We start from the raw sequence: 22,458 nt of genomic DNA on the forward strand, positions 1-22,458 counted from the left end.
GCTTTGACGTTAAGCTGTTCATTACAAGCGTAATGTGCGTCAAAGCGTGATTTTGCTTACTAGTTAAAGAATGTAGAGACGTTGCATTGCAACGTCTCTACATCTGGGTTATTGCATGAGAATTTGACGGATTAAAATGCTCATAACCTCATCTGGGTTATCGGTTGGTTGCAGTGGACTCCAGTCGCCAGCACTGGCGTAGCCAATTACCTGTAAATAGTGGATTGTGCTGGTAACGGCTTTGGGAGAACCAATGAGTAGATGCTTTATCCGTTCTCTTCTACGAAATGAACTCTCAGACGGTTGATTGCCTATGGGTGGACTGGAATCGTTGCCACGCAGATATTGTTCTAATTTTGACTGGGCGGAATTTTTTAATTGTGCCATTATTGTATTCATACTCCGATTTTGGGGTTTAGATAAGGGCGATCGCACACTTCTTTCCGGGATGAGGCGATCGCCTTTATCGATCTTGGGGTTTAGATAAGAGCGATCGCTGTCTTCTTTGGGGAATTTGGCGATCGCCTTTATCATGTTTTTATAATAGAGTATAATTTTATACTTGTCAATCACTATTTGCAGAATTTTTATTAATAATTCTCAAGTTTTAACGGCAATAAATTATGCATATTTTTGAGTTTTGACTTTTGACTTCCCCAACGGGGTCGCCTTTTTTTCAAGCAAAGTTTTTACTATCTGAAATTATTTATTTTTGACTTTTGACTTTTGATTTTTGACTTCCCCAACGGGGCTGATGTATGGTAAGTTTAATCACAATCCAGCCAGTAGTCTGTTGTTAAGCTGGCTCAAAAGTTTATATGGTGGACAGCAGTACAGATAATCCCAATTCTCGACAAGAGTCTATTCTGAATGCTAATGTCAGCGATCAAGCAGCAGACTTAGACTCTCTTGGTTTTGAACCTTATGTTAGTGCGATCGCAGAGTTTTTAACTAATCCTGTAACTCAACCTCCACTCACTATTTCTATAGAAGGTGCATGGGGTAGCGGTAAGTCTTCTTTTATGAAGCAACTCCAGAAAGCTATTGAAGAAGGTCAACAGAAAAAGTTTGAGAATAAATTACAAAATAATCTCGGAAAGTTTGAAATCAATGCAAGGACATATATTAGAAAGTTTTACCGACGCTTACCATATCGGCTTGATGACACTCTGGAATTTATTTTTCTTCAAAGTTTATCTATTTTAATTACTACATATAAATCTTTACGTTTAAATCTTAACAAGCTGAAATATAAGCCAAAAACAGTTTGGTTTAATGCTTGGAGACATGAAAAAGCCGAAGCTTTATGGGCAGCTTTTGCACTTGAGTTTCTTCGCCAAATTTCTCTATCTCGCCATCGCAGTGATATTTTTCGTAATTTAATAGGTAACTTTAGGCTGTTTTTATTTCGTTTCGATTGGAAAAACGGAATTCAGCTAATCTTTCTAGCTCTATTAGGTTCATTGATTATCATAGTGTTCGCTGTTGTGGCGTTACAGAAAGGAAATGAATTATTGCAGCAAGGAGGCGAGATCAAGCAAATTTTTCAGCAACAGTTAACTCTTCCTTCTGTAATTCTAAAATTTATCGTCTATGGATTTTCAGCCACAGGCTTTATTTCTCTTTTACTCAAACTCCTAAATATAGGCGACCCCAAAAACGATTTAACTAAATACCTCAAGTCGCCTAATTATGAAAACCAAACTACTTTTGTCGAGAAATTCCACGAAGACTTCAAAAAGATTGTCGAAGCATACGCAGGCAAAAATAATAAAGTCTACGTTTTTATTGATGACCTTGACCGTTGCGAACTTCCTAAGTCTGCTGACTTGATGCAGGCTATCAACATGATGATAGCAAACGACCCGCAATTAATTTTTATTCTTGGCATGGATCGAGAGAAAGTAGCGGCGGGTATTGCAGTCAAGTATAAGGAACTGATTCCTTATGTAGCGCTTGATGTTGAAACACCAGTCAGGTATGGTTCATCGATTAAAGCAATGGAATATGGTTATGCTTTTCTGGAAAAGTTTATCCAAATTCCCTTTCAAGTACCACAACCGGCTCAGTCCGACTTTCAGCGTTTTTTAGATAAAATCGCCCTTCCTGTTCAGCAAAAAAAGAAGCCCAGTTTTTGGAAGTCTATTAGGAATAATATTTCCACATTCTTAAGACAACTTAATAATCAGCAGCAGCCAAGCCGAAATTTAGAAGTACAACTTTCACAAGTGCAACCCCAACAAACACAAACTCCACAGCAAAATAAATTAGAGCGTCGTGAGAGAATCAAATTTAATGTAACCCAAGACTCTCCAACGGTTCGGGATATTGTGTTAATGGTCGCCTCTGCTTTAGATTATAATCCGCGTCGTTTGAAGCAGTTTATTAATTTGTTCAGACTCAAAACCTATATTGCCAGTAATACAGGACTATTTGATGAAATAGTCGATGAATCGCAAGGTGCGTCTATTAATCAACTTTTGACTCTAGAGCAATTGGGTAAGTTTACTGCTATTAATGTGAAATGGCCGCGGCTACTTGTTGATTTAGATGTAGACCGTAAGTTACTAACAAATTTACAAAAAATAGCGCTTAATCATACTGCTAACTTTGACTTTAGTAAGTGTAATGAGATTACAAAATATTGGGGTGGAAAACCAAAATTATTAGAACTACTCTGCTATTCTGAGATAAGTTCTTCTTACCAATCAGGGACAATAGATATAGAAGAGAAATATAGCCTGGAAAAAGTAGACGTAGATAAACTCTTACAGGTGTCGCCAGGAACACAAGACGATCTGAGTTCTGAAAGAAGCGTAGACTATACTAAACTGCGCGATTTCCTAGCAGCAAGAAATTGGAGAGAAGCTGACTATGAAACTTATTTGGTGATGTTGCAAGCTGTAGGAAAAGATGAAGACTACTGGTTATATCCAAATGAACTTTTAAACTTCCCCTGCACTGACCTGCACACAATTGACCGCTTGTGGGTAAAATATAGTAATGGGCGTTTTGGCTTCAGCGTTCAGAAGAACATTTACTTAGAAGTTGGCGGTAAGACTGACGGCAAGTATGATGAAGAAGCCTATAATAAGTTTGCGATACGCGTGGGGTGGAGAGTGGAAGGGAACTGGATCTCGAGCAACGACGTAAATTTTGACATATTTGCCCAAGAGGGACACCTCCCCATACTTCATATATCAACGAACACCTTCCCACCCACACCCCGCATAGAATCTCTAACAACCTTTTCGACAATGAAAGCTATCTCTTCTCTCGCATCGAGACTTGTAAACTGTAACATATAAGGCTTTCGCAAGTTTGTAAACATTTATCACAGCCCACTTTTCCACGCAATAATCAACATTTCCGAGATTCGATACCTGGCACTGTTAGCGATCGCCTTTTTTTCAGCACAATACAATGTTTGGATGTTACTTTGGAACTAAGCAGAAGACAATTATAGCGGTTCTCGTTTGGGTGCAGTACAGTTTTGACCTCTCTCCAAACCTCTCTCCTAAGAGGAGAGAGGCTTTGAATCTTACTCCCCTTCCCTTGTAGGGAAGGGGTTGGGGGTTAGGTCTGTATTGGACTCAACTGCAAAGCGCTATATTTTCGCTTTCTGTAACATTTTGGTTCCAGCTTCAGGACGGAACAATGACACAAACCAAATCCCAAACCTTTGCGATTAATATTCCATCTACACTCAGACTGACAGTCTCCCACGAGCAGTTTATTGAATTGGCACTAGCTAACAGAGATTTACAATTAGAACGAACTGCTACAGGAGAGTTGATTGTTATGCCACGGACGGGTAATGATACAGGAAACAGAAATTTAGATATAGAAGGACAAATTTGGTTGTGGAACCGTCAAACTAAATTGGGTAAAACATTTAATTCTTCTACTGGTTTTCATCTTCCTAATGGTAGCGATCGCTCTCCCGATGCAGCATGGATACGTCAAGACAGATGGGATGCTCTGAGTTTAGAACAGCAGGAAACTTTTGCTCCAATATGTCCCGACTTTGTAGTGGAATTACGGTCTAAAAATGATTCTATAGAAAAATTACGCGCGAAGATGAGGGAATATATAGATAATGGCGATCGTTTAGGTTGGTTAATTGACCGGAAAAATAAACAAGTAGAAATTTATCGTCAAAATCAAGATGTGGAAGTGTTGAAAAATCCTGTCAGTTTGTCCGGGGAAGATGTTCTACCTGGATTTGTATTGGATTTAACCGAAGTGTGGAATTAATTAAGGATAAGGGAGATGAGGGGGATGAGGGGGATGAGGAAGATGAGGGAAACAAGGAGAATAATTCCTCACTCAACAGTCAACAGTCAACACTCCCAATACCCCAATCTAAAATCCAAATTCGTCAAAATCTAGAGAAACTTGCCGCAGCAATGCAGAATAATGGAGAGTGCGATCGCATTACATAGAACAAAAATATCATTTTGGGTTAAGCTGACTCTAATCTAGAGATAGCAAAATGGCTAAAGATGTTTTCCATCAACAGGTAAAAAAAGCATTAATCAAAGATGGGTGGATAATTACTCACGACCCTTTTACAATTCGTGTCAGTGAAGCGATTAAATTACAAATAGATTTAGCGGCTGAAAATACCATTGCCGCAGAACGGAATACAGAGAAAATAGCTGTTGAAATTAAGAGTTTTATTGCAGATTCAGATATCAGCGAATTTCATACTGCACTCGGACAATATCTCAATTACTGTCAAGCTCTCGAAGAACAAGAAGCAGACAGAGTGCTTTATTTAGCTGTTCCAATCGAAACATATCAAGACTTTTTCCAACTTTCTTTTGTCCAACGCACTCTTCATCGTTACCAAGTTAAGTTGATAATTTATGACCCAAAACGTGAGGAAATTCGGCTATGGATAAAATAGAACACTATCGACAATTTATCAAACAAATTTTGAGCGAACATCAACAGATCGCGTCTAATAATGATACTGTCAAATCACAATTAATTTTAGACAACGAAAACGACCATTATCAACTAGCTTACGTTGGCTGGCAAGGGGATAAGCGGGTGTTTGGCCCGGTCATGCATTTTGATATTGAAAATGGGAAAATATGGATTCAGTATAACGGTACAGAAGAGTCTGTTGCTGAACGATTGGTTGAGTTAGGTGTACCCCCTTCTGATATTGTTATTGGGTTCCATTCTCCTTTTATGCGCCAGTTTACCTCTTATGCTGTAGAGTGAACTTCAACTCAAGTGATGAATACATGAATATTGAACAAGTAGTAAATGGATAGAAAAGCGATCGCATAAAATAATCGTGTCATAGAAAGTGCGATGCTCAACTATCAAGCTGAGGAAGTAGCAATTTGAATGACCCGTGAGAAAAACCCCCACAGGGGGCTTAACAAAGTGTAAGGGTTTAAGTCCCCGGCTTCTATCAAGCCGCAAGTGTTGTGGCGGGGTTTAAATCCCCGTTACAACACGTAATTGCGAATTGCGAATTGCGAATTGGTTTAATTGTCTTCCAAATCTACTAGGGAACTCTAACAAAACCAGCTTGCTCAATTGCCTTTTGTCCTTGGTCGGTTAATAAAAGATTGGCATAAACATCCCCAACCTGCTGTTCTGGACCTTTATTCTGCTTAATAATCACAAACAAGTTAGCAATCATTGGATAGCTGCCATTTTTGATCGCCTCAGTATTTAGCTGGTTGCGCCGACGTGGACACTGTTCAGGCGACACCATCGGCTTCTGATAGGGGGGAATTAGCTGACTAGAAGTCTGACCCAATGGTAAAGCCTTCACGCTACATTGAAAGACTACCGAACGGGCAGAAGCATAATACACACCACCAGGGGTTTTACTGAGTTGGCGCACTGCCTCTGTAGCAGAGTAGACATACTGCACATTAGAGCCAAGTGCTTGCCCCTTTAAGTCGCTGTTATTAGGGAATATTACTGTATCTGCATCCTCTGGCCGTTGGGAAAAAGCTGTGATGGGTAGATTTGGGCCACCGACTTGATTCCAGTTAGTAATTTTACCCAAATAAATTTGCTGCAATTGGTCAACAGTTAAACCAGGCACATTGAGTGATGGGTTGACTACCACTGCTATGCCATCTCTACCTACCTGACGTTGCTCAAGGGTGAAGCCTCGCTCTTTTGCCGTAGCTTGTTCTTCATCTGTGAGGGGACGGGAGGACTGAGCAAAGTCTAGTTTCCCATCAAGCAACATCCGAATACCGGAGCTAGAACCAGGGCTACCATTAACAGGATCTACGTAGTGTAATTTTAGTTCAGAGCGAGCGTTCTGGATCTGAGAATCTACCAATTGCCGGATAGATGCCCAAGCTGTACTACCTCCGTAGTTGAATGAGTCAGTGGGAACATCAGCAACTGTCTGAAAATTGGATGCATTCTTAGATGCATTATTATCAGAGATGCTGTTGACATTTTGAGCAGAGGAAGAGTTAATAGTGTTGCGCGAGAATACATTTGGCTTCAAGAACCACCAAAGTAATCCGCCAATAACTATAATTGTCAAAACTTTACCAATAATCAAACCTCTGAGAAAGAGGGCGATTTCGGTGTTAATTAAAGCTTTTCTTTGATTTGTATTGTCCATATTTTTAAATATTGTTTCATTGTATTGATCTTACAGGAATATCTAAGTATTTATCCTACAGTAATTTTGAAATATTTAAATTCAAAGTAAATCTCTAATAGCTAGTTAATAAGCAGTTTTATGATTGCTGCTAGATGATTAACTCTTTCTAATGTAGTGAGATTAAATTTGCTCTTTGGTAGTTCTTGCAATGGTGCAATTGCTTTAACTGATTCTTTTGTTAGGTGTTGATTTAGCTACTAGACTATTCATATTAGTTAACGGTAACTCAACAAATTTTTCTAGAAAACTCTTTAGTGGAGTCGGTTGGTTTGGAAGTGATGTCCCCGTATTAATAAAGGTGTAGATTAAAACTATTACTATCAAACTAGTGGTAGCACCAAGACCGATGCCCAGCAGTAAAATAAAGTTTTTATAAGTTAGCCAATAGGTATCATCAGCCTTGTGGTTGATGTCAGCAGATTGTAAATACTCTGACAACGCTATATCATTAAGGGCTTGCAAAGCTTCTGTGGCAGACTGATAACGCTGGCTGTAGCGATCGCGAACCATTGTATCTAAAATATTTGCCAGAGCATCACTTACCTGTGCCTTGTCGCGCCAGATAACTTCTCCAGTACTGGGATCTTCTGGTAGTTGCTCAGGTATTAAACCTGTTAAAGCTTGAATGCCAATCATCCCCACAGCATAAATATCGCTGCAAAGTTTTGGCTTTCCCTTAGCCTGTTCGCTTGGCATATAGCCAGGAGTCCCGACAGCAATTGTTAAACCTGCTCCCAAAGCACCAATTTTTTTAATACTCCCAAAATCAATTAGCACAATCTTCCGATCAAAGTACCGCCGCATTAAGTTTTGAGGCTTAATATCTCGGTGAACAATATCGTGTTGGTGGACGAAAGCCAGTACTTCTAGGATGTCTTTTAATAAATTTGAAACTGTATTCTCGTTCAGAGGCTGACCTGGGACAATTTCTTCAGTCAAGGCATAACCGTCAATAAATTCCTGGACTAAATAGAAATCCCCGTCTTCATTAAAATGGGCAAACAGTCTCGGAATTTGATCGTGGTTGTTGCCTAGCTGGTATAAAACTTCCGCTTCCCGATCAAATAGCTTTTTAGCAATGGGTAGAACAGCAGGGCTGGAATCTTTTGGGTGGAAATGTTTGACGACACAATGGGGTTGTCCTGGTAAATCCAAGTCAATAGCTAAGTAGGTATCACCAGAACCTCCGCTTCCTAGTTGTTTGATAATCTCAAAGCGATTCCGAAGTGTTTTTCTTTTGAGAGAATATGGATGTCTATTACGTATAGCATCCCCTAATAAGTAAGTATTACCAGATTCTCCGCTTTCCATCACTTTGACAGTTTCAAAGCGACTTCGAAGTACTTTTCTGACTAGAGGGTTCTGGCTCATGTGGCGTATACTACTTCTTAATTTACTGACCATTCAGAGCTTGGTGAGGTTATGAATAACTGCTTGCTGTTAGGTTTACTGGTATTTGCGGCAGTTAGCCATCGGGCGACCTATGCTTTAGATAAATTGTATGCTTAGTTGCTTGATTGCTTTATTTAATACCTTTATAAGTATCTTAATACAAAATTAATTCATGAAACACTTTTGTAATTTTATCACTTAAGTAAATTTAACACTAGTCTACAGTATTTAAACTGTGGGCAGAAAATAATATTCAGGAATCAGGATATTTATTTTAATTTTTAAGTATTTTTACTTGCAAAACCTTGGACAGTGGAACTTTAAGGCACAAATACTCTTACAGTGTTCGCTACAATTTTGTTACCAGATTTGAGTCATTACTAAGCGCGATCGCGTTGTCAGCTCAATATGAGTAAGTTCGACGAAAAAACTAAAAAAGATCGGGTAACTTCTTGAGGTAAATATCGAGTGATGGTTTTTGAAGTAAATTAGGTGTAACTTTTCAATCAATCAGACATTTTATGATCTCGATCTACTCGTAATTCTGGCAAATCTGTAATGCGTATTCGCTTCCATAAACTACCACAATTAATATGTGATATCAATTGTTAAAAAAGAATCCACCCCTAACCTACCTTTAGCAAGGCGAGAGTGCCCGTCAGTGCAAGTTGGGTTATCTGTCGTAAACATTTTTTGAATTGATACGAGCTACTTAAAGGAGAAAGCAAAATGGCGAATTACAATGATTGCAATCTCTGGCAGAACTTCAAGTTTCCACTTTTGTGACTAGAAGAAATATTAGGATTGCATTTACTGAAAGAAATTAAATCCGCATAAATTTGCGAATTTTCTTTATTTATTGGTTTACTCAGTCCTGAGAATATCAATTTACAGTATATTAACTGGTTATTCAATGCTTTCTTCAAAACATCCTACTTTTCCGACTTTTCCCACCTTTTACTTTAATCGTATTAATATCACTTGCAATAACTCAGTTGCATCTAGCAAAAGTAATAGTGGGAATAGTCTAAGCTTGTTTTAATATATTTTTTATTTAACTTTTTTAGGTAAACGATAAATATGCATTATCCATAACCCTTGTAGAGAGATAGCACTGCTACTTCTCTACAATAGACCTGCCTTAAAAATAGAGACTGGAGAAGGTGGGGCCCCCTCTGGGGAAAGGGGTAATGGGGATTGGGGATTGGGAAAGAGGTATTTTCATTGTTCCTTGTGAGCCCGCTCATGGAGTTTCTTGCAAAAGTCCCCCTAACACCCCACCCCCAACCCCTAAGAGCTTGCGGGGAGGGAAGAATTTGACGTAAGTCAAAGGCGGGGTGGGGTTCTTTTTTTGATTTATGCAAGAAGTCTAATCTTTTTCACTGATATAGGAATTATATTTGATTTCCGAAATTATCTACGTAGCTGGGGATGGTGGGGCCCCCTCTGGGGATAAGGGGTAATGGGGAGTAGGGAATAGGGCTGAAGGCTTTTCGAGTTGTGCGGAGTTTTTTCACGCAATCAAATCATAGTCCTATATTTTTATTCTGTTAATTAAAAAAGCCCCCTAGTGGGGGCTTATTAAGTTGTCCGCGTGGAATGAACAACTAGTTAATTAATACTCACAGTAGATACAGTAATCCGAACAAAATAATCCAAATTACGTCAACGAAGTGCCAGTAGATTTCGGCTGCTTCAATACCGAAGTGCTTTTCGTTACTATAGTGACCCGGAACGCGCGATCGCCACAACACAGCAACAATTGCCAAAACGCCGATAGTAACGTGCAATCCGTGAAAACCAGTCAAAACGTAAAATGCACTAGCAAATAAATTGGTAGTTAAACCAAATTCTAAATGGGTATATTCATATACTTGACCCACCAAGAAGATAGCACCCATTGCAGCCGTAATTGCTAACCAAATCTGGGCACCCCGCGCATCGTTCTTTTTGATAGCAGTATCGGCATTGTGCATGACAAAACTACTAGAAATTAGATTGATGGTGTTGACTCCAGGTAGCAATAGTTCTAACTCTGGGGTACCTGCTGGGGGCCATGCAGGTAAAGTAGCACGGAAAGCCAAATAGGCTCCGAACAACCCCAAAAAAATCATCCCTTCAGCAATCAGGAAGACAATTAGCCCAAACATACGATGGTCTGGATGTTCTTCGTGATGACCGACGGACGCTTGTGCCGCGTGGTGATGATTCAGTTCGGTTTTAGCTGGGTCAATAGTTTGACTTTGCATGAATTTTGATAAGTGGGGAATGAGGAGTTAAAAGTTAGGAGTTAAAAGTTAGGAGTTAAAAATTTTGAACTAACAACTTTATTAAAGTCATAACTCATCATTCATAACTCATAACTCCTAACTCTATTTCCGGTCTTCGGGATTGGCGGCAACCGCTGGGTCGGGTTCTGCTCTTAATACCGAGTTCGGGCCGCCAGACAAGACTGGATTAGGATCAGATAAGGGTACACCTTCTTTAGCCTTTTCCAAACCGTAGTCGTAGGGGCCTGTAGCCAGTACTGGGGTTTGATCGAAATTCTCGATCGCAGGTGGTGAAGTTGTCATCCACTCTAAGGTAAGTGCCTTCCAGGGATTATTACTAGCTTTCTCACCGTATAACCAACTCCAAATCGCATTGATGATGAAGGGGAGTGTCGAAACTGCTAGTATGTAAGCGCCATAAGTACAGATTTCGTTGATAAAGGTAAATTTGGGGTCATACTGGGCGACGCGGCGGTTCATGCCCATTAATCCCAGCTTGTGCATGGGTAAGAAGGTCATGTTTAGACCAACTATTGTTAAGGCAAAGTGAACCTTACCCCAAAATTCGTTTACCATCCGTCCCGTCATTTTCGGGAACCAGTGGTAAATCGCCGCATAAATACCGAGAACACTACCACCAAATAGGACATAGTGCAAGTGGGCAACTACAAAATAGGTATCGTGAACGTGAATATCAAAGGGCACTGCTGCCAACATCACGCCACTGATCCCGCCAATTACAAAGGTACCGACAAACCCCATTGCAAACAGCATGGCACTGTTAAGCCGGATTTTTCCACCCCACATGGTTCCTAACCAACTGAAAATTTTAATTCCCGTGGGTACGGCAATGATCATAGTGGTGATCATAAAGAACATCCGCAACCAACCGGGGATACCACTGGTAAACATGTGGTGTGCCCAAACAATTAGCCCCAAAAAGCTAATGGCAAGAGAGGAATAAGCGATCGCTTTATAGCCAAAAATCGGCTTGCGGGAATGCACGGGGATAATTTCTGAAATTGCTCCAAAGAAGGGCAAAATCATGATGTAAACGGCTGGGTGGGAGTAAAACCAGAACATGTGCTGATACACAACTGGGTCACCACCCCCAGTTGGGTTAAAAAATGTCGTCCCGGCAATTAAGTCAAAAGCCAGCAGAATTAGACCTGCTGCTAAGACTGGCGTAGATACCAGAGTCAGTGCCGAGGTAGCAAACATTGCCCAGCAGAACAAGGGCATTTGGTGAACCCCCATACCAGGGATACGCATCTTGAGCAATGTGACGAGGAAATTGATTGCTCCTAAAATCGATGACGTACCTAGTAGGAGGACGCTCATAATCCAAATTCCCTCACCTACTTGACCTGTTACCAAGCTCAGGGGAGGGTAGGAAGTCCAACCCGCATCCGGTGCATCGCCTACCACTAAACTAGCTATCAACAATAAACCCGCAGGGGGAATCATCCAAAAGGCAACAGCATTCAAGCGCGGAAATGCCATATCCTTTGCCCCAATCATCAAAGGAATGAGGAAGTTAGCAAAACCCGCACCAGCTGGCACTATCCACAAGAAAATCATGATCGTGGCGTGCAGCGTAAATAAACTGTTGTAGACTTCAGGGGTGACGAAATCGACTTCTGGAGTTCGCAGTTCTGTACGAACCAAGTCAGCCATCACCCCACCGATACAGTAAAAAATGAATGTAGTGACTAAGTATTGAATCCCAATCACCTTATGGTCGGTGTTGAAACTAAAATAGTCTTGCCATTTTCTGATCCCTGGCTCCTCAACAAGAGCAGGGACATTGGCAGTTTCTTGCACTTGAGCTTGGGTCATTTGTCATTTGTCCTTTGTCATTTGTTCTTTGTCATTTGTCCTTTGTCCTTTGTCCTTTGTCATTTGTCCTTTGTCATTTGTCGTTTGTCATTTGTATGAGTACTAATGACCAGTGACTAATGACTAATGACTAATGACTAATGACCAGTGACTAATGACCAATGACTAATGACCAATGACTATTTGTGAACTTGATGGAGGATTTCTGGCTGAATTCCCATGTCCTTAGTGTAAGGAGCGAGAAATTCATTTGGGGATAGATTGGCAGGGTTAACCCTTCGGGTTCGCGAGTTCCCCATCGCCGGAAACCGCCAAGACGGGGACTCGCTCACAGCAACGGCTTGATTTAGTGTTTCTTTGCTGGCAACTAGCTGCTCTTGCACCCATTTGTCAAAGGCTTCTTCTGGCTCAACGACTACTGTTGCTCTCATTGCACCGTGGTAGGGGCCACAAAGTTCAGCACAGATTAGGGCATAATCGCCTGCTTTTTTGGGGGTGAAGCGAATTTCACTTTGCCTACCGGGGATCGCATCTTGTTTCAGGCGGAACTCTGGCACCCAGAAGGCGTGGATGACATCATTGGCTGTCATATTGATTTCCACTTCTCGCCCGATGGGGACGTGCATTTCACCTGTAGTTATACCAGTTTCAGGATAGGTGAAAAGCCAAGCATATTGTAGACCAGTGACGTTGACCTGTAATTGTGCTGGTTTGCCTGCTTTATCAGGAGTTCCCCCAATTGTCGGAGCAACACTACCAACACCAGGAGCATTCCGCAGTTGGGGAATTTGGTCAGCATTACGAACTTCTGCTGTAGCTGGGTCTTGCATTGCCTCATCAGATTTTTCTTGATTGAGGTTGGGTTCAGTGCTGGGAGGAGTATCGCTTAAAGTTGCAGCGAGTGCGGTTCCCGCACGCTGCGCGAACGCACTCCCTGGCATTACCATTGACTCCTGATTCATCGGCGCTTCATGGATAGCATGGGGATCAAAGCCACCGATTTCGTTGTAGACATCAAAGCTGTAAACAGAAATACCGATAACGATAATTGCTGGGATCGCTGTCCAGAGGATTTCTAAAGGTACATTGCCCTCAACTGGTGGGCCGTCTTCATTGTCACCTGCACGCCGACGGTATTTAAATGCGGAGTAAATTAAAACACCTTCGACGATTAGGAATATACCTGTAGAAACGATCATCATCGCGTTGAACAGACCATCTACTAAGACGGCTTCATCCGTTGCTGCTGCTGGCAACAGACCGTGATTTTGACCGTACCAAAGGCTGGCTAGCGTTAGCACGATGCCAATGAGTAATGTCCAGATTGAACTTGGAATCTTCACGGCTTACTTAATTGAATTTACTACGTTATCTCAAAGCTGCCCACTTACTAAGGTAGTCTAGGCTGTCAGACATGGGGGAAAAAGGTCTGAAATTTTTATTAATTTTTTTGGCTATTTCACTAATTTTGAGTATGAGTTTACTATCATACAACGCCAAAAATAGATGCAAATCTGGAAAAAAATTTCAGGAAAAATTTAGAATGCTTAAATTAATTGTGATTAATCAATTTTTGACATCTTGAAAAATACCTAAAGCTTCAGGCAAAACCTTGCTGGAGTGATTCAAAGTATAAGTGAGTGCTGATCTATAAACCCATAGCCTATACGCTAGGGTGGAGATGGGACACTAAAAGAAAATTGAAAATTTTAACAGATCCACCAAGAGCGGGCAGAAGGTATCATTCATGAGCGAATTTGTCCTACAACAACAAAATGAAGCGGCGCTTCAGCAGCAAAAGCCCAAGGAAATGATTCGTCGCTTGGTGTGGAAAATATGCATAGCCACCTTAATTTTGATGGCAATAGGCAGTGCCACCCGCGTGATGAATGCTGGACTTGCTTGCCCAGACTGGCCTTTATGTTATGGGGAACTGCTGCCAGCCAAGCAAATGAATCTCCAAGTGTTTTTAGAGTGGTTTCACAGATTGGATGCGGCTTTAATTGGTGTAAGCGCGATCGCACTTTTCGGTTTGTCCTGGTGGCATCGTCGTTTCTTACCCTCTTGGCTACCTTGGGCATCCACATTCGCCCTGTTTTTAATAGTCTTCCAAGGCATCTTGGGGGGACTCACCGTTACCGAACTGTTGCGGTTTGATATTGTTACCGCTCATTTAGGAACGGCGCTGTTGTTTTTTACCACCCTCCTGATTATCGGCACAGCACTCACACCCTATCAGGGGAATGGAACCGTTGGTAAGTTGCCTTGGGTCGGTTTAACTGCTGCTGTTCTGGTTTACCTGCAAAGTCTCTTGGGTGCTTTGGTAGGCTCTCGCTGGGCGCTACACCAATGCCTTGGGGGTTCTCAACTTTGTACTGTAATGTACAGCCATATTGCTGGTTTGGTGCCGCCTTCCTTGGCAACCTTGGCAATGGTATTTATCTGTTGGCGGACACCAGCGCTACATCCAGCCTTGCGGCGACTGGCAAATATAGCTGGTGGATTGTTGATCTTACAAATCTTGTTGGGATTCGCCACCTTCAAATTACACCTCCAAGTCGAGCCTCTCACCGTCTCTCACCAAGCTATAGGAGCTACTTTACTAGGTACTTTGGTGGCTTTCACAGTTCTTGCCCTGCGTGATTCAGTTAGTGCTGAGTAGGGAGTGGGGAGTGGGGAGTGGGGACTGGGAAAGAGTTCTTTTAATCCTAATCTTTAGTTCTTAATTTCTAATCCCTAATCCCCATTCCCCACTTTCCACTAAACGACGAAAGCCGCAACGGCGAGTATTGCGACCCACGCAGGTGCAGAAAATCTGTGTTTTCGTTTGCCTGAAAAAGCCAGCTTGAGCGGGGGCTGCATATAAGTTTTTGAAAAATAAGGAAACAGAGCCAAAATGATTGAGACTAATGTCTCTCGCCACCACGAAACATTTTTACAGGTAGTTCAAAGTTATTATCAGCTAACCAAGCCTCGGATTATTCCGTTGCTTTTGATTACCACGGCTGGAAGTATGTGGATTGCTGCTAAGGGAGAAGTAGACCCATTGCTATTGCTAGTAACTCTCACTGGTGGCACTTTAGCTGCTGCAAGCGCCCAGACGATTAACTGTGTCTATGACCGGGATATTGATTATGACATGGAGCGGACGCGCCATCGTCCGATGCCTTCCGGTAAGGTACAGCCACGCGATGCTCTAATTTTTGCGATCGCACTGGCGACAATTTCCTTTACACTCCTAGCAGTATTTGCCAACCTGTTAGCCGCGCTTTTAGCTTTCTCTGGTATCGTCTTTTATATTTTGGTCTATACCCACTGGCTCAAACGTCACAGCACCCAGAATATCGTTATTGGTGGGGCTGCTGGAGCAATTCCGGCGTTAGTCGGTTGGGCTGCTGTCACAGGTACTTTAAGCTGGTCAGCATGGTTAATTTTTGCCATCGTCTTTTTGTGGACACCACCCCATTTCTGGGCTTTAGCTCTGATGATTCGGGACGATTACGCAAAGGTGGGGATACCAATGCTACCTGTGATTGAAGGTGATACGGCAACAGTGCGGCAGATTTGGTATTATACGCTGATCACTGTAGTTGCAACCCTGTTATTGGTTTATCCTTTAGGCGTAAGTGGAATTCTTTATGCTGCGATCGCCCTAATTCTGGGAGGATTATTTATCCACAAATCTTGGCGTTTGTTGCAAAATCCAGAGGATCGCACTGTAGCTAAAGAGTTGTTTCTTTATTCCATTTCCTACATGATGGTGTTGTGTCTGGGGATGGTAGTGGATAGCCTTCCCGTTACCCATAATCTAATTAATGCGGTGATTAATCATCTGCATTTTATTGGTTAGGGGATGCAAAATTTTGCGATCGCGTTGGTAAATTAACGCGATCGCATATCAACATTTCCATTCAGATTCAGGAATTTTTGCCCCTTGAAAGATACTCCGTAATGTACCGATAGGTAAAGTGCGGCCTAGATGTTCAGGGACAATTACTTGTAGTCCCAGGTCTTCACTTCTCCATTTGCGGTGGCTACCTTTTTGAGAAATCAATTGAAATCCATATTGTCTCAGGATAGTTTCAACTTCTCTAGATGTCATGCGCCGGATACGAGCGCTTATGAGACAATAATCTCTCGTGCGATCGCACCAGGGGCTAACTCAATTGATTCCGGTTGTAAATACAATTGAATTGCTTCTTTAATATTTTCCAAAGCTTCTTCTTCAGTTTCTCCTGCTGAAGTACAGCCAGGTAATTCTGGACACCATACAGCCCAATCGCCTGTTTCTAGGTCTGATTCAAGAATCATGCGCCATTTCATAGCTATTCCTCTGGGATGTAATTATTGTAAATTGGAACAGCGATGTCTACGATGGTCACTGAGCGGCTGGTGAGCAGAGTCGAACTCATTCATTAATCTTGCTGATATCTTGGCAATGTTGACAAATTACATTCGTACAGCAATGCACAAAGCAACCTACGAGTTGCTTGAGGATGGAACTTTCTATGGCGAAATTTCAGAGTGTCAAGGAGTGTGGGCAAACGCTGCAACATTAGAAGCTTGCCGAGAGGATTTGCAAGATACTCTTGAAGGATGGATTATTTTAGGATTGCGTTTGGGTCATACTCTACCGATACTTGATAGTATTGACCTGAATTTCACCAAAGAGGTCGCCTAATGCCACCCTTTGGATCGATTAATCGGCGGGATCTGATTCGTTATTTAAAAGATGCAGGTTTTGATGGGCCTTACTCAGGTGGTAAACATCAATACATGGTAAAAGGTGAATTAAAGCTGACAATTCCCAATCCGCATCAGGGAGACATCAGCCCAAGCTTATTAAATAGAATATTACGTCAAGCTAATATCAGCAGAGATGAGTGGGAGGCGTTATAAATTATATGCGCGATCACTCATGAGACAATAATCTCTCTACGCTCTTTAAGGTTTTGGGATTTAACCCAAGCGTATTGTCTCTAAAACTTAAAATCCAAAACTGAAAATTTTTAATACCTTATTTTACATTTACCTTATGTATAGGACTATGATTTGATTGCGTGAAAAAACTCCGTACAACTCGAAAAGCCTTCAGCCCTATTCCCTACTCCCTACTCCCTACTCCCTAGCTACGTAGATAATTTCAGAAATCAAATATGATTCCTATAGTACCAAATTATTCATTCCTAAACCCAGATTCAGTTTATTTTTGTACTAACGAAAGAATATAAAAAGACAATATACAATATGATTTGTTAGAAAATTATTAAAATAAAACTGAACCCCTTGCTATTTATTAAAATTTTAAGTATGATGCCAAACAAAGATACTACCAAAAAAATTACTTTTTGAAAAAGAGAAACTTCGTTAAATAATGTATAGTTTTTAAGCATTTGTTTGATGAGAAATATATTTACAAAATGAGCAGTAGCACCCATTTATTATTCTAATAACTTCTAAATAGCTTTTAAAGGAAATTTATGAAATTTACAAAAAATATATCACTATTCAGTTCAGGTATTTTAGGAAGTCTTTTTCTTTTGTATCCTCCAGCTTATGCTGCTATATTGGTAGAGCCAATTATTACCACAGCTAATAAAAACTTTCCTAATGGAGAAACACTAGGAGCAAATTTTCAACCATTGATAAATATCTTAGGAAGTAATGCTCCTGATGCTGGGAATCAAGATAATTTGTTAAATGATACAGGGTACACAATAAATAAATTATCCCTATTATTGTTAACACAATTTGATTTAGTCGCAGACGATGTATTCTGGGGTGATGTAAATGGAGATGGTAAAATCGGTATATCTAACATTTTTTCAAATATTACTATTGCTTCGGATTTAGCTCTTGGAGGTACTCTTGTCCCTAGACTAGATTTAACAGGGGGAACAATCTCTAATGGAAAGCGTTTCACTATTCAATTTCTTACCAGTCCAGATTTAACTCCTATTAATTCTCAAGAGTACGGGCCTCTTGTAACAGGTTTCTTTTATGATGGTTTCAAATCTGTGCCCGAACCTTCCAATCTTTTTGCTTTTGCCTTTGCAATCACAATAGCCATTTGGTCAAGAAAAAGCAAAGCCAGCTAAAACATAATATTCCTGCTCAAAGCATACTCAAAATATCTCATTTACAGTCTTTTCTCACTCATTTAAATCATTAGCAAATTATTGGAAATTGCTGGTTTAGAGTGTAAGTTTTATTTTGGCTAACGACACAAATATACTATGTCATTGCTTTTTAAAATACCTGATTTCAGAAACACCAACTGTGGCGTGATTATTTCTGCCTTGACTTATTTTTAATACACGCAAAGCAGGATTTGTATGAAATCGTCTCTTAACTCTGTCTGCAATACTAATCTTTATAGCAGCTAGAAAATTATAATTAGTATTTATGCCAGTCTAGAAGTATACTAACACTACTGTAGCTTGATTTTAGCAGTATTTTTAGATTCACGATACTAGCTCAGGGTAAGCATATCTTATCAATAAAAAGATATAGCAATCCTAAATGATTCATGAGAAAATACGGTAAGGTATTAATGTAATTTATGTAACTGGCTTTAGAGCTATGTCTTACGCAATATATATAATTTCAGCCACAAAACTCAGTTAAAAAGGAGTTTTAAAAGCTACGTTTGCAGGTTAAGTATTTTCTCACATTTGATTCCGGATTGCTATATTAATCTCAATAAAATCCAAAATAATCGCATTAATGCCTACTTATTGATACTATTTTAGGTCTATGTTATGTTTTTCCATTTTTTTTGCTTACTGGGTTTCACGAGTCTTGATATTTTTGAGCAGATTTATTTCTAGCGGCGTCTACAGTCTCAAGTTACTTTTGCTAGCGTAGTGATATAAGGTTTATCGCTCTCCAGGAAGCACCTGGAAGCAAAAGGATTAATATGGCTCATTTAAATCAGCGTCGTCCTCAAAATGTTAACGGCGATTTTTATGTAGATACTACCTGTATTGATTGTGATACCTGTCGCTGGATGGCTCCTGAAGTATTTTATGATGTTGATGACCAATCGGCTGTTTATCATCAACCAATCAATGAGGCCCAAAGATTAGCCGCGCTTGAAGCACTTTTAGCTTGTCCTACTAGTTCTATTGGCACAGTTGAAAAACCAAAAGATATCAAAGTAGCTCAAGAAAAGTTTCCAATATTAGTAGCGGAAAACGTTTACCACTGTGGCTATCATTCGGAAAAATCTTATGGTGCTGCTAGCTATTTAATTCAACTTCCCGAAGGTAACATTTTGGTGGATTCTCCCCGGTTTACGCCGCCTTTAGTCAAGCGTTTAGAAGAGATGGGTGGAATTCGTTATATGTACCTAACTCATAAGGATGATGTGGCAGATCATCAAAAGTTTGCCGAGCATTTTCAGTGCGATCGCATCCTCCATACTGATGATATTACTAGGGATACTCGCAATGTAGAAATACAGCTAACTGGTTCTGAACCATTTACCTTGACTCCAGATTTATTAATTATCCCAGTTCCCGGTCATACCAAAGGGCAAACCGTTCTACTCTACAAAAATAAGTTTCTGTTCACTGGCGACCATCTTGCTTGGTCAGAAAGCTTGCACCAACTGACTGCATTCCACGGTGCCTGCTGGTATTCTTGGTCAGAACAGACTAAATCAATGCGTCACTTGGCTAAGTATTCTTTTGAGTGGGTGCTACCAGGTCATGGGCGAAGGTTTCATGCTGATAGGGAAACCATGCACCAGCAGATGCACAAGTGTATTGAGTTGATGGAATCTTTGAATTGACCAAATAATTCATAATTATTCGGTTATATGGCAAAATCCACGAAAACCTAACCCCCTAACCCCCTTCCCAACACCGGAAAGGAGGAAAATTCAAAGTCTCTGACGCCACGTGCTTCTCCTGTCGGAGACGCTACGCGAACAGGTCGCAAAGCCGCCCAACGCAGTGGCTCCTCCTTTTAGGGTATGGTGAACACATAAGTATGACCAGTATAGGTTTCAACTCTTCTAGTAGTTTCGTAGGGTGCGTTATGGACACGCCGAAATAACAAATGAGTACCCCGAAATAACAAATGAGTTCTCCGAAATAACAAATGCGTTGGCGTAGCCCGCAATTCGACAAAGCAAATCTACCAGGCGATTAGAAATCGCGGCGACACAAACGTACCCCGTTGGGGAACCCGCAGGGTAGGTCGCCTACGCGGACTCTAAGAATTTGAAACCCACGTTTGCGTAGCGTTCTGTAGGAAAGGTGGCTAAAGTCTCGTATAGCCAAGCCAGTGCAGTCTTGGGGGTTTCCCCCATGAGCAACTGGCGTGCGAATTCCATTCGCCAGGGCAAACGTGTTTTTACACTCATTGAGATGCTTCCAAACTCTATTGCATACAAACCAGAAGCGCTATAACCTGGATTTTAACACCCTTTTAACCAAACACGGATTATGAAAAAGCTGATCAACAAGCCAGAAGACTTTGTGCGGGAAAGTCTAGAAGGTATGGCGGCGGCTCATTCCGATTTAATTAAACTAAACTACGATCCTGCCTTTGTCTATCGAGCCAATGCACCTATTCCGGGTAAAGTAGCAATTATTTCAGGTGGTGGCAGTGGACATGAACCAATGCACGCTGGCTTTGTGGGCAAAGGAATGCTTGATGCAGCTTGTCCTGGTGAGGTTTTCACTTCACCTACTCCAGACCAAATGTTAGAAGCAGCAAAGCTTGTAGATGGAGGTTCAGGTATCCTTTATATTGTCAAAAATTACAGTGGCGATCTGATGAACTTTGAAATGGCAACGGAGTTAGCCCGTAGTGAAGGCATTCGATCGCTAAATATTTTGATTGATGACGATGTAGCAGTGAAGGATAGCCTCTATACCCAAGGACGGCGGGGTGTGGGAACAACTATACTAGCAGAAAAAATTTGTGGTGCAGCGGCTGAGACTGGGTATGATTTGCCACAAATAGCAAATTTATGTCGCCGAGTAAATCTGAATGGGCGGAGTATGGGAATTGCTCTAACATCTTGTACAGTGCCCGCTAATGGAACGCCGACATTTGAATTGGGCGATCGCGAAATCGAATTAGGTATCGGTATCCACGGAGAGCCAGGAACAGAACGTACAGCTATAAAATCAGTAGACGAGATTACTGAAATTTTGACGCGATCGCTCCTTGAGGATGCAGCATACAGCCGCACACTGCGCGAGTGGGATGAAGACAAAGGAGAATGGTTAGATGTAGAGTTAACAAGTCTACCATTTGCCAAAGGCGATCGCTTATTAGCTTTTGTCAATAGTATGGGTGGAACCCCGATTTCTGAACTGTATATTGTTTATCGCAAACTCGCCCAAATCTGCGAACAGCAAGAATTGCAAATTGTGCGAAACTTGATAGGCCCTTACATTACATCTCTAGAAATGCAAGGCTGCTCCATTACCTTGCTGAAATTAGATGATGAGATGATCAGGCTATGGGATGCACCAGTAAAAACACCAAGTTGGTGCTGGGGAATTTAACTAATTACGAATTATGTTGACTCAAGCGCAGATATTACAATGGTTGCAGGAATTTGCAACCGAGATAGAGCAAAATAAAGCATATTTGACAGAATTAGATGCTGCGATCGGAGATGCTGATCATGGTGTAAATATGGATCGCGGCTTCAAAAAGGTAAGCGCTCAGTTATCAACTCAAAAAGACAAGGACATCAGCAGCATTCTCAAAGCTGTAAGTATGACCTTGATTTCTTCTATTGGCGGTGCTAGTGGCCCTCTCTACGGTACTTGGTTTTTACGAGCCAGTACAGCAGTAGTTGGTAAGCAAGAATTGACAGAACAAGATGTTTTAGGAATACTCCAAGCAGGCTTAGACGGGGTACTGCAACGTGGTAAAGCGCAACTAGGAGACAAAACAATGGTGGATGTGCTATCTCCGGCTGTAGCCGCATTTGGGCAAGCTATAGGAGAAAGTAAGGGGACGCTGGAAGCTATGCAACAGACTGTAGCAGCAGCGCAAAAAGGGTTGCAAGAAACTATACCGATGCAGGCGAAAAAGGGACGGGCTAGCTACCTGGGGGAGAGGAGTATCGGGCATCAAGATCCAGGAGGAACTTCTGCTTATTTGATGTTGAAGAGTTTGTTAGGGGTGTTGGAAAGTTCTAAGGAATAACGCTAGCTGTATCAAGGGAATAAATGGCTCACTACAAACGTTTTCACAAGCTACGTCTTCACATCTATCTTACGCGATGGCGGCTATCTCCATAAAGACCGTCTAAGATAACGTGAG

Annotated in this window: 21 protein-coding genes; 13 read left to right on the forward strand and 8 right to left on the reverse strand. The window is 41.3% G+C overall.

Annotated features, from left to right (window positions below; all coding sequences use genetic code 11):
* Window positions 1-108 precede the first annotated feature (108 nt).
* The gene (locus RMY63_RS09295) at window positions 109-387 is read right to left on the reverse strand and encodes a hypothetical protein (protein ID WP_322728536.1); all 279 of its coding nucleotides are present in this window, start codon (window positions 385-387) and stop codon (window positions 109-111) included.
* Window positions 388-818: 431 nt separating this feature from the next.
* Between RMY63_RS09295 and RMY63_RS09300 the strand changes: the two genes are divergently transcribed.
* The 5 genes from RMY63_RS09300 (at window position 819) to RMY63_RS09320 (ending at window position 5,235) form a co-directional block, all read left to right on the forward strand.
* Window positions 819-3,308 carry a GUN4 domain-containing protein gene (locus RMY63_RS09300; protein ID WP_322728438.1) on the forward strand — a complete coding sequence of 830 codons (2,490 nt, stop codon included), beginning with the start codon at window positions 819-821 and terminating at the stop codon, window positions 3,306-3,308.
* Window positions 3,309-3,657: 349 nt separating this feature from the next.
* Window positions 3,658-4,257: a Uma2 family endonuclease gene (locus tag RMY63_RS09305; protein ID WP_322728439.1), complete on the forward strand. Its 600-nt coding sequence runs from the start codon at window positions 3,658-3,660 to the stop codon at window positions 4,255-4,257.
* Window positions 4,248-4,445, forward strand: coding sequence for a hypothetical protein (locus tag RMY63_RS09310; RefSeq protein WP_322728440.1), 198 nt, complete (start codon window positions 4,248-4,250; stop codon window positions 4,443-4,445). The genes RMY63_RS09305 and RMY63_RS09310 overlap by 10 nt, the downstream gene beginning before the upstream one ends.
* 50 nt (window positions 4,446-4,495) lie before the next feature.
* Window positions 4,496-4,912 carry a XisH family protein gene (locus RMY63_RS09315; RefSeq protein WP_322728441.1) on the forward strand — a complete coding sequence of 139 codons (417 nt, stop codon included), beginning with the start codon at window positions 4,496-4,498 and terminating at the stop codon, window positions 4,910-4,912.
* Complete coding sequence (locus tag RMY63_RS09320; protein WP_322728442.1) at window positions 4,900-5,235, forward strand: XisI protein; 336 nt, start codon at window positions 4,900-4,902, stop codon at window positions 5,233-5,235. The genes RMY63_RS09315 and RMY63_RS09320 overlap by 13 nt, the downstream gene beginning before the upstream one ends.
* Window positions 5,236-5,527: 292 nt before the next feature.
* Here the strand turns inward: RMY63_RS09320 and RMY63_RS09325 are convergent, their stop codons facing one another.
* The 5 genes from RMY63_RS09325 to RMY63_RS09345 all read right to left on the reverse strand — a co-directional run bounded on the left by RMY63_RS09325 (window position 5,528) and on the right by RMY63_RS09345 (window position 13,505).
* Window positions 5,528-6,619 (reverse strand): PstS family phosphate ABC transporter substrate-binding protein, encoded by a 1,092-nt coding sequence (locus tag RMY63_RS09325; protein WP_322728443.1) that lies wholly within the window; start codon window positions 6,617-6,619, stop codon window positions 5,528-5,530.
* A gap of 204 nt (window positions 6,620-6,823) precedes the next feature.
* Window positions 6,824-7,972, reverse strand: a complete 1,149-nt coding sequence (locus RMY63_RS09330) for a serine/threonine-protein kinase (RefSeq protein ID WP_322728444.1) — start codon at window positions 7,970-7,972, stop codon at window positions 6,824-6,826.
* A gap of 1,703 nt (window positions 7,973-9,675) precedes the next feature.
* Entirely contained in the window at window positions 9,676-10,302 is a 627-nt protein-coding gene (locus tag RMY63_RS09335) for a heme-copper oxidase subunit III (protein ID WP_322728445.1), read from the reverse strand.
* A 123-nt stretch (window positions 10,303-10,425) separates the two neighbouring features.
* Window positions 10,426-12,162 (reverse strand): cytochrome c oxidase subunit I, encoded by a 1,737-nt coding sequence (gene ctaD, locus RMY63_RS09340; RefSeq protein WP_322728446.1) that lies wholly within the window; start codon window positions 12,160-12,162, stop codon window positions 10,426-10,428.
* A 179-nt stretch (window positions 12,163-12,341) separates the two neighbouring features.
* On the reverse strand, window positions 12,342-13,505 hold the full coding sequence (locus RMY63_RS09345; protein ID WP_322728447.1) for a cytochrome c oxidase subunit II: 1,164 nt from the start codon (window positions 13,503-13,505) through the stop codon (window positions 12,342-12,344).
* Between the two features lie 404 nt (window positions 13,506-13,909).
* Here RMY63_RS09345 and RMY63_RS09350 point away from each other — a divergent pair, with 404 nt between their 5' ends.
* Both RMY63_RS09350 and RMY63_RS09355 read left to right on the forward strand, forming a co-directional pair.
* Complete coding sequence (locus tag RMY63_RS09350; protein WP_322728448.1) at window positions 13,910-14,824, forward strand: heme A synthase; 915 nt, start codon at window positions 13,910-13,912, stop codon at window positions 14,822-14,824.
* A gap of 234 nt (window positions 14,825-15,058) precedes the next feature.
* Window positions 15,059-16,012 (forward strand): heme o synthase, encoded by a 954-nt coding sequence (locus tag RMY63_RS09355; RefSeq protein WP_322728449.1) that lies wholly within the window; start codon window positions 15,059-15,061, stop codon window positions 16,010-16,012.
* Window positions 16,013-16,060: 48 nt separating this feature from the next.
* Here RMY63_RS09355 and RMY63_RS09360 read toward each other — a convergent pair whose 3' ends face one another.
* Entirely contained in the window at window positions 16,061-16,264 is a 204-nt protein-coding gene (locus RMY63_RS09360) for a type II toxin-antitoxin system HicA family toxin (protein WP_322728450.1), read from the reverse strand.
* 17 nt (window positions 16,265-16,281) lie between these two features.
* Window positions 16,282-16,485, reverse strand: a complete 204-nt coding sequence (locus tag RMY63_RS09365) for a type II toxin-antitoxin system HicB family antitoxin (RefSeq protein WP_322728451.1) — start codon at window positions 16,483-16,485, stop codon at window positions 16,282-16,284.
* A 115-nt stretch (window positions 16,486-16,600) separates the two neighbouring features.
* Between RMY63_RS09365 and RMY63_RS09370 the strand changes: the two genes are divergently transcribed.
* From RMY63_RS09370 to dhaL, 6 genes are all read left to right on the forward strand, one after another.
* Window positions 16,601-16,843 carry a type II toxin-antitoxin system HicB family antitoxin gene (locus RMY63_RS09370; RefSeq protein WP_322728452.1) on the forward strand — a complete coding sequence of 81 codons (243 nt, stop codon included), beginning with the start codon at window positions 16,601-16,603 and terminating at the stop codon, window positions 16,841-16,843.
* Window positions 16,843-17,061: a type II toxin-antitoxin system HicA family toxin gene (locus RMY63_RS09375; protein ID WP_322728453.1), complete on the forward strand. Its 219-nt coding sequence runs from the start codon at window positions 16,843-16,845 to the stop codon at window positions 17,059-17,061. Before RMY63_RS09370 ends, RMY63_RS09375 begins: the two co-directional genes overlap by 1 nt.
* 581 nt (window positions 17,062-17,642) lie before the next feature.
* The gene (locus RMY63_RS09380) at window positions 17,643-18,260 is read left to right on the forward strand and encodes a PEP-CTERM sorting domain-containing protein (RefSeq protein ID WP_322728454.1); all 618 of its coding nucleotides are present in this window, start codon (window positions 17,643-17,645) and stop codon (window positions 18,258-18,260) included.
* 821 nt (window positions 18,261-19,081) lie between these two features.
* Window positions 19,082-19,957 carry an MBL fold metallo-hydrolase gene (locus RMY63_RS09385; RefSeq protein WP_322728455.1) on the forward strand — a complete coding sequence of 292 codons (876 nt, stop codon included), beginning with the start codon at window positions 19,082-19,084 and terminating at the stop codon, window positions 19,955-19,957.
* Window positions 19,958-20,615: 658 nt separating this feature from the next.
* Complete coding sequence (gene dhaK / locus RMY63_RS09390) at window positions 20,616-21,689, forward strand: dihydroxyacetone kinase subunit DhaK (protein WP_322728456.1); 1,074 nt, start codon at window positions 20,616-20,618, stop codon at window positions 21,687-21,689.
* A gap of 13 nt (window positions 21,690-21,702) precedes the next feature.
* A complete protein-coding gene (gene dhaL / locus RMY63_RS09395; RefSeq protein WP_322728457.1) occupies window positions 21,703-22,341 on the forward strand; it encodes a dihydroxyacetone kinase subunit DhaL in 639 nt (212 codons plus the stop codon).
* The last annotated feature ends 117 nt before the right edge of the window (window positions 22,342-22,458 follow it).

Source organism: Nostoc sp. ChiQUE01b (assembly GCF_034531255.1).
GTDB lineage: Bacteria > Cyanobacteriota > Cyanobacteriia > Cyanobacteriales > Nostocaceae > Nostoc.